This is a genomic window from Trebonia sp., assembly GCF_049794275.1.
Classification (GTDB): Bacteria; Actinomycetota; Actinomycetes; order Streptosporangiales; family Streptosporangiaceae; genus Trebonia.
This window is the reverse complement of record NZ_JBARCR010000890.1, coordinates 1-7,991: the sequence shown is the minus strand read 5'-3', so window position 1 is coordinate 7,991 and position 7,991 is coordinate 1. Positions and strand designations below refer to the sequence as shown.

Annotated in this window: 8 protein-coding genes and 1 pseudogene; 6 read left to right on the top strand and 3 right to left on the bottom strand. The window is 67.8% G+C overall.

What is annotated here, in order from left to right; all coding sequences use genetic code 11:
• From WA805_RS22935 to WA805_RS22925, 3 genes are all read right to left on the bottom strand, one after another.
• A partial coding sequence (locus tag WA805_RS22935) for a hypothetical protein (RefSeq protein WP_425243374.1) occupies positions 1–760 on the bottom strand: 760 nt, incomplete at its 3' end.
• Between the two features lie 23 nt (positions 761–783).
• A complete protein-coding gene (locus WA805_RS22930; protein WP_422290542.1) occupies positions 784–1,827 on the bottom strand; it encodes a hypothetical protein in 1,044 nt (347 codons plus the stop codon).
• A 124-nt stretch (positions 1,828–1,951) separates the two neighbouring features.
• Positions 1,952–2,110: a hypothetical protein gene (locus tag WA805_RS22925; protein WP_422270820.1), complete on the bottom strand. Its 159-nt coding sequence runs from the start codon at positions 2,108–2,110 to the stop codon at positions 1,952–1,954.
• A gap of 145 nt (positions 2,111–2,255) precedes the next feature.
• On the opposite strand from WA805_RS22925, the gene WA805_RS22920 reads away from it, so the two are divergent.
• From WA805_RS22920 to WA805_RS22895, 6 genes and pseudogenes are all read left to right on the top strand, one after another.
• Positions 2,256–2,810 carry an NUDIX hydrolase gene (locus WA805_RS22920; protein WP_422290543.1) on the top strand — a complete coding sequence of 185 codons (555 nt, stop codon included), beginning with the start codon at positions 2,256–2,258 and terminating at the stop codon, positions 2,808–2,810.
• 93 nt (positions 2,811–2,903) lie between these two features.
• Positions 2,904–3,632: a helix-turn-helix domain-containing protein gene (locus tag WA805_RS22915; protein ID WP_422282591.1), complete on the top strand. Its 729-nt coding sequence runs from the start codon at positions 2,904–2,906 to the stop codon at positions 3,630–3,632.
• On the top strand, positions 3,629–4,585 hold the full coding sequence (locus WA805_RS22910) for an ATP-binding cassette domain-containing protein (protein ID WP_422282589.1): 957 nt from the start codon (positions 3,629–3,631) through the stop codon (positions 4,583–4,585). The genes WA805_RS22915 and WA805_RS22910 overlap by 4 nt, the downstream gene beginning before the upstream one ends.
• A complete protein-coding gene (locus tag WA805_RS22905; RefSeq protein ID WP_422290544.1) occupies positions 4,582–5,343 on the top strand; it encodes an ABC transporter permease in 762 nt (253 codons plus the stop codon). The genes WA805_RS22910 and WA805_RS22905 overlap by 4 nt, the downstream gene beginning before the upstream one ends.
• 581 nt (positions 5,344–5,924) lie before the next feature.
• A complete protein-coding gene (locus WA805_RS22900) occupies positions 5,925–7,637 on the top strand; it encodes an ABC transporter family substrate-binding protein (protein ID WP_425241235.1) in 1,713 nt (570 codons plus the stop codon).
• 142 nt (positions 7,638–7,779) lie between these two features.
• Positions 7,780–7,991 (top strand): annotated as a pseudogene (locus WA805_RS22895) (ABC transporter permease); the annotation flags it as partial.

Genomic DNA, 7,991 nt, shown 5'->3' with positions numbered 1-7,991 from the left:
TGGCCGGCCCGGGCGCCGCGGCGGGGGCACCGCTCGAGGCGGCCGTCGTCTCGCCGAGGTGGCCGTTGTCGACAAACCCCTCGACGCCCTGCTGCGCGAGCGGGTCGGGAAAGGAGTGGGCGTTGACCGAGAGGTTGGGCAGCGAGTCCGCCCCGATCGTGTCGAGCGCCCCGTTGGCAGAGCTGGTCACGACCTCCACGTGCCCGTCGAACACCACCCAGTCCCCGGGCTGCGGCTGGTACCCGTCGCCGAGCGGGTGCCAGCGCTGGTGGGCCTGCGCGTCCTGGACGATCGACGTGACGCCCAGCGAGTCCGGGTTGGGGTTGACCCGGACATCGGCCCACTCGTGCAGCGGCCACGGGTACGTCGCGCCGCCGCTGACCCAGCTTTGCTGCCCGACCGCCTGGGCGGCCAGTTCGAGGGTCAGGCTGGCGAACGCGGCGCAGGACGGGCCGTGGTCAGCGCCATCCACGCTGTCCTTGCCCCAGATCAGCGCCTCCATCTGAGCTGGGGTCCTCGTTTGCGCTAGCTGGAGGTAGTAGCCGGCCACGTTGACGATCGCCGGCCGGAGCCTGCCGTCGCCGGTGTCGGCGGGCTTGGCCGCCTTCTCCAGCGCCAGCAGGTGCAGCGGCACGCTGCTCGGCGAGGTCATCGACGCCGCCGCGCCAGGGACGAAGGTGAACCCGGTAATCACGCCGCCGGTGCTCACGGTCACAAGCGCCGTCGCTTGCTGCCACCATGGCTTCCTGACGGAGTGCACGGACCCCTTCCTTCCTTTGGGGACTACATTCCTGACGTGCGAAGGGTGTTCAGGATCGACTGGACGCGCGGGTCACCAGGGTTGCTGGCGTTCTGGAACAGCACGCCGGCCTCGGTCGCGAACTGCGCAGGCGCGCCGACCATCCACTGCGCGAACACGTCGCTGACCAGGGCGGCCTGGCCCGCAGCGGTGCTGACCGGCAGCGCGCACACGGCGGGGAACCCTTGCCTGGTGATCAGCGCGGACGAGCCCGTGTACTTCGCGCAGTTCGCTGGGCTGCTCTCCAGTCCCTGCTGTACCACCGGCGCGCCGCTCGTTCCGGTGACCGTGGCGCCGCCGATGATGTTGTTGATCGCCCGGGCCGCTACCTGCAGGCTGTCGATCGGATTGACCGGGCTGTACGGGTGGTGCAGGTTGAGCGACCAGGCGATGTCGCCGCCCTGGGTCGGCTGAATCGGCTCCAGGCCCTTCCTGCCGTTGGACTGGTCGGCGTAGCCGGGGTTGTTGTCGCTCGCCAGCAGGGAGAACACCCAAAGGACCTGCTGGGTGTCCTTCGCGCAGGCGAAGTTGACCTGGGCCGGCTCTGATACCACGTTGGGGTTCTGGCAGGCGGTCGTGATCTCCGTCTGCACGGTCGCGACGCTCGCGGGCCAGCCAGGGCTGCGACCCGGCAGCACAACCGCGATGAGGGTGATGCCAACGGCGAAGGCTGCCGCCCCGATCGCGATAGCACGCCAGTGCGCGAACCAGCGTCGCGGGCCGCGCTTGACGTGCCGCCGACCGCCGTTGATGAGCCGCTCGGACCGAGTCCGCTCGCCTGACCCGCCGCGCAGCCCCGTAGGTACTTCGCGGTAGCCGCCCCTGGGGGCGGCGTCTGCCGGGTAGTCGCGGTCGTCCAGATCCGGATCGTCCCGGCCCGAGTCCGCGTAGGCGTCGCTCTCGTCAGGCGGGGCGAACACCGGGAACGCGACGGTACCGTGGTCGCTGTCGAGGAACTCGGGCAGGCCGCCGGCCGGGGTCGCCTGCGCGATCCTGCGCTCAAGTTCTGCGGCCCTGTTTTCCAGCATAGCCAGACGATCGTTATCCGAGTAGGATATATATTCGAGATTGCGGTTCATGCTCTTCCCCTCTCATTGAGCTGGGTACAGGGCGCCGGGGCGCGATTCAGTGCGAGCGGCCAGGTGGCTGCGGTCAGTCCCCGCCGCGCACGGGCGCGACGGGAGTGGCGACTCCGGCCGCGACGAGCACCGGCGGACCGTGCCACCGCGCGCGGACGAGGACCGGCAGCCGCGGCGCGGGGAAGTGCGCCGCGGTCACCCGGCTGATCGCGATCGCGCGGGTCTCACACATAAACAGTAGTAGAACATACGTACGATGTCAATGGAATCCGGTGGCGTAATCGTTATTTTAAATTCGAGTCAAGAGGTCTGACCACGTGCTGCCGACCCCGACGGAATCGGCGTTGGCGGCGCGGTCCCCGTGGCACGATGGACCAGTGAGCAGCGGATGGCTTGCCGGGTATCAAGCAGCGGGCGAAACAGAGGCCGCCGACGTGGCGCGGATGTGGGCTCTGGCCGCGGCCGAGCCTGATCCCTGGTCACGCTCGCTTCCGCTGCATTTCACCGCGTCGGCGCTAGTGCTGCACCCGGACAGCGGCCGTGTGCTGCTGCGCTGGCACCAGCGGCTCCGGATGTGGCTGCAGGCGGGCGGGCACGCGGACCCGGGAGAGAGCGATCCGCTGGCGATCGCGCTGCGGGAGGCGGCTGAGGAGACCGGCCTCCCCGACCTGGTGCCGTGGCCGGACGGCGCCATCAAGCATGTCGTGGTGTGCCATGTCCCATCGGGCAAGGGCGAGCCCGCGCATGAGCACGCCGACCTCCGGTACTTCATGGCCACCGGTGACCCGGACGCGGCGCGGCCGGAGAACCCTGGGGCACCGTTGCGCTGGCTCACGCTGGCGGAAGCCCGCGATCTCGTCGGCACCAACAATCTCAGGCACACCCTGGACCGCGCAGCGGCGCTGCTTGCCGCACACCCCGGGCCTCGCTGAGTCGGATTTCGGCTAGAGAGTGCCAGATTACGTGTTATGTACGATTTTCCAACTTGGTTAGTGATCGACTCAATTACACGTATATTCAAGTCTGTGTCCGGCAAGCGCACCGCTCAGGAGCGGTTCCCCGAAGTGATCGCTGCCGCCGTGCGCGTGTTCACCCATGAGGGTTACCGCGCGGCGCGGATGAGCGACGTCGCGCGCGAGGCGGGGCTCTCCGAAGCCGCGCTGTACCGGTACGTGGACAGCAAGGAAGGGCTGTTCGTGCTGGCCATCAGGCATGCGCTGCTGCTCGCCGACATGCCGACCGAGGAGCTCGGCGAGCACTTTCCGCTCACGCCTCCGTCTCTCGCGGAGATGATCGGCGAGGCCAGGGAGTTCGTGGCGGTAGAGGTGCCGTTCGGCTCGCTCGCGGCGGCGCTCGGCCAGCCCGCGGCCGAGGATCCGGCCGCCGAGCTCGAGACCGTGATGCGCGAGCTCTTCGCCCTGGAGACGCAGACCAGGGAGGCCGCGGACATGATCGAACGGTCCGCCCGCGAGCTGCCAGAGCTTGCCGACCTGCTCAACGTCGGGCTGCGGCGGCCGGTGCTTGCCGCGCTGACCGAGTACCTGGGCAGCCGCGCTCGCTCTGGTGCGCTGCGCGCGACGCCGGATGCGGCCGTGACCGCGCGCTTGGTGCTCGAGACGCTGACCTGGTTCGCCAGGCACCGGCACTGGGATCCCGACGGCGCGGCGATCTCTGCGGACCTGGCGGCGGACACCGCCGTCGACGCGCTCCTCCACGCCCTCGTCCCGCACGCTTACCTCGAAGGACGCCCATGACGCAGCTGATGGCGATGCCGGAGCATGCGGCCACGGCTGAGCCCCTCGCCATCGAGGTGCGCGGCCTGACCATGAGCTACGGTTCCCGGCAGGTGCTGCGCGGTGTGGACTTCGAGGTCCGCCCCGGAGAGGTCTTCTGCCTGCTCGGCCCGAACGGCGCGGGCAAGACAACCACGGTCGAGATCCTGGAGGGCTTCCGGCAGCGCACCGGCGGCGATGTCCGGGTTCTTGGCGTGGACCCGGCGGACCAGCGGGCCAGGCTGCGCGAGCGGATCGGCATCGTGCTGCAGGAATGCGGCTTCCCGCGCCAGGCGCGGGTCGCCGAGCTGATCGACATCTGGCGCTCCTACTACTCGGCGCCGCGTCCGCTCGCCGAACTGCTCGCGCTCGTCGAGCTCACCGCGGACCGAGCTTGCCAGGTGCGCCGGCTGTCCGGCGGGCAGCGCCGCAGGCTCGATTTCGCACTCGCCCTCGCGGGCGATCCCGACCTGGTGTTCCTCGACGAGCCGACGACCGGGTTCGACCCGGAGTCCCGCCGCCGGTGCTGGGCGGCCATCGAGAACCTGCGTTCGATCGGCAAAACGGTCCTGCTGACCACCCACTACCTTGACGAGGCGGAACGGCTCGCCGACCGGGTGGCGATCTTGCAGGACGGCCGGGTCCAGACAGCCGGGACGGTTCGCCAGGTCGCCAGGGAGGCCGGCGTACCGACCACCATCTCGTTCACCGCGCCGGAGCGGCTGCGGTCCGGCGACGTCGCGGCGCCAGGCTGCCTCGAGGTCGAGGTCCGCGGCGACGTCGCCCGCTGCCGGGTGCCGAGCGCCGCGGTCGCGCTACGCGAACTGCTCGCCTGGGCGGCCGCTAACGGTCTGGGTGACCTGGACGATCTCACGGTGGAGACGCCCACGCTGGAGGACGCGTACCTCCGCCTCGTCGACGGAGGGACTCGTTGATCAGTCTCACCAGGCACGTCCGCCTCGCCGTCAGGCAGGCGCTGCACGAGCAGCGGACCTTCTGGCGCAGCGCCGAGTACGCGCTCTTCACCTTCGCGCTGCCGCTGGCGCTGCTGCTGCTGATCGGCTCGACGACCGCGGGAGGCTACCTGCCCGGCACCCACGTCAAGGCGCAGATGATCTTCGTGCCCTCCATCCTGGCGTTCGGCGTGATCGTGGCCGCCTACGTCAACCTCGGCGCGAAGATCGCGACGCTGCGCCACGACGGGGTGCTGAAGCGGATCAGGACCACGCCGTTGCCCGCCGGCGCCTACCTGTCCGGCGTTCTCGGGAGCACGGCAGCCACCACACTCGCCATCACCGCCTGCACCGCGGTTATCGGCTGGCTGGCCTTCGGCGCCGTGCCGCGCGCGGCGGGGCTAGCCGAGATCGCCGGCGGGCTCGCGCTCGGCGTGGTGTGCTTCGGCTCGCTCGGCCTGGCGCTGAGTTCCGTAGCGCGCAGCGCGGAGTCGGCGGCTCCGCTCGCCAACGCGAGTTACCTGCCGGTGGCGATAATGTCGGGTATCTTCGATCCAACATTCAGCGTGCCGCGCTGGCTGTCGGTCGCCGTTGGGCTGCTCCCGGTCCGCGCGCTCGCCCAGATCTTGCAACAGGGTTACACGCCCGTCGAGCACGCCCCGGCCAGTGACCTGCTGGTCCTGGCGGGCTGGGCCGTCGGCGGCTGCGCGCTCGCGGTGTGGCGGTTCCGGTGGCAGTGACACCTCGGCGGCGCCGCCCCGGCGCGCTCCGCTATGAACGGGCCGGCGATTGTAACGCTCCGTGCAAGTGGCCCGGTGCTCGTTGCCAGGCCGCACCAGACTCGGTACCTACGGTATCTGGAGTTTCGGATTTCGTGTCGTGAGGTAACTTTGCAGTAAAATCTTCAGCTTCGGCAAAGGCCGGCTGAAAGCCTTGGAGCCCGCGGTCACGGTCAAGCCATCATCGCTTCTGGGTCAAAATTAGACATCAGGGCCTTGACGGGCTAATTCCGTCATGGTTTCCTCTAGTGTTTGACGGTTCCCAACCTCGATCGATGGCAAATTGTGACTTTTCCGCGCGATGATCGATGCACCGAGAATCTACGCTGCGGTCAGCTCACAATGCCGGCAGACATCCGTCGGGTTCACACAGACTCGCACGGATGCTCCGGACAACAGGCTGTGACCGGACCCCGCCGGTACCGTGACCCGTGCCGTCGGCCCATTACAGCCTGCTGTGAATAACCGCGAAGAACAGAAGGGCGAAACACGATGACCCAGTTTCGGGCCGACGGTGCCAGAGTGCTGAAGGAGGGCTCACGTTGAAAAACAAGCGAATCTTCGGCGGCCTTGCCCTGGCGCTCGCGGGCATGACCGCGCTGGCCGCGTGCAGCAGCAGCGGTAGCAGTAGCAGCACACCCAGCTCAAGCTCCAGCGCGGCTTCCGTCAAGAGCGGCGGCACGTTCACGTACGCCCTCGACCAGGACATGGCCGGGTTCAACATCCTGAACCTGAACGATGACGAGTTCGTGCTCCAGGAAGTCCTGAATCAGGTCTGGCCACAGGTCTACATCACCACGAACACCCTCAATGAGCAGCTGGACACGAACTATGTGACCAGCGCCAAGGTGACGAGCTCGAACCCGCAGACCGTGGTGTACCAGATCAACCCGAAGGCGACCTGGTCCGACGGCGTGCCGTTCAACGCCCAAGACTTCATCTACAACTGGCAAGCGCAGAGCGGGAACCCGAAGTTCACCGACGTGGGCGGCAAGGCGTTCGAGCCGGCCACCACCGCCGGGTACAGCCTGATCAAGTCCGTGACCAGCTCCAACGGCGGCAAGACCGCGACCGTGGTCTTCTCCTCGCCGTTCGGCGACTGGAAGTCGCTGTTCGGCCCCATGATCCCGGCACACATCGCGGAGAAGGTCGGCTTCAACAACGGCTTCCAGACCTTCAACGCCGCAGTCAAGGTGTCCGGCGGCCCGTTCGAGATCCAGAGCTACACCCAGGGCCAGGACATCGTCGAGGTCCGGAACTCGAAGTGGTGGGGCACGCCTGCGCCGCTGGACAAGCTGGTGTTCCGGATCTTCGCCGATGACAACCAGATCCCGCCGGCGCTGCAGAACAGCGAGGTCAACGGGGCCAACCCGGCGCAGGCGTCGCTGCAGTTCAAGGACGCCATCGCCTCAGTCCCGAACCTGACGACCAGCATCATCCCCGGCCTCGAGTTCCAGCACATGGACTTCAACCAGGCGAACCCCTACCTCGCGAAGCTCGACGTCCGGCAGGCGATCGCCTACGGCACGAACCGGGCGGACATGGTGAACCGGATCGTCGGGCCGATCACCGCGTCGGTGAAGCCGCTGAACAACCGGATCTTCATGCCGAACCAGCCGCAGTACACCGACACCAGCGGTGGCCTGGGCGACTTCGACCCGGCCAAGGCGAAGCAGCTGCTGCAGGCGTCAGGGATGACGATGGGATCCGACGGGTACTTCCACCCGAGCTCCGGTCCTGAGGCGGGCAAGGACCTGACCTTCTCGATCTCCACCACGTCCGGCGAGCCGGTGCGGTCCGAGATCGAGCAGCTCTTCCAGAGCTACATGAAGAACGTCGGCATCAAGATCAACATCCAGAACTACTCGCCCAACACACTGTTCGGCACCGTCGGCCCGAAGAGCGAGTTCGACATCATCGAGTTCGCCTGGGTGTCCACGCCGTTCCCGTCGGGCAACATCTCCATCTACTGCTCGTACACGAACTCCAACCTGTGCGGCCAGAACTGGGACCACTACGCCAACCCGCAGCTCGACAAGCTGCTCAACCAGGCGGCGGGGACGCTTGACTCGACGGCGGCGGCGACCCTCTACAACCAGGCGGACGCGCTCCTCTGGAAGGACATGGTGACCCTGCCGCTGTTCCAGCAGCCCCAGCTGTACACCTGGAACAACACCTACGGCAACGTCCTGCCGAACCCGAGCAACAACGGGCTCACCTGGAACGCGCAGACCTGGGGTCTGAAGGCGACCTGACGCAGGATGCGTCCTAATGCACAAGCTGAGTAGGACGCACAATCTGGGTAAGTAGGTAGTACCCGTTCACGCTGTCTGCGCGGCCCGCCACGGCGGGCCGCGCAGAACAGCACCCGCCCCCGTACCCGCTGAGGCCCTCAATATGGCTGGATACCTGATCCGCAGGTCGCTCGCCGGGCTCGCGACCCTGGTCGTCGCGAGCTTCCTGCTGTTCCTCTTGGTCGCCGTGTCGGGCAACCCCCTCGCGACCCTGATGGCAAACCCGCACATCTCGCCGGCGACGATCGCCATCGCACGGCAGCAGCTCGGGCTGAACCAGCCGCTCCTGCTGCGCTACTGGACCTGGCTCACGCA

Excerpts from the sequence above, each read along its gene's own strand:
- WA805_RS22930 (WP_422290542.1), bottom strand. The coding sequence starts at position 1,827 with ATGCTGGAAAACAGGGCCGCAGAACTTGAGCGCAGGATCGCGCAGGCG.
- WA805_RS22925 (WP_422270820.1), bottom strand. The coding sequence starts at position 2,110 with ATGTGTGAGACCCGCGCGATCGCGATCAGCCGGGTGACCGCGGCGCAC.
- WA805_RS22910 (WP_422282589.1), top strand. The coding sequence starts at position 3,629 with ATGACGCAGCTGATGGCGATGCCGGAGCATGCGGCCACGGCTGAGCCC.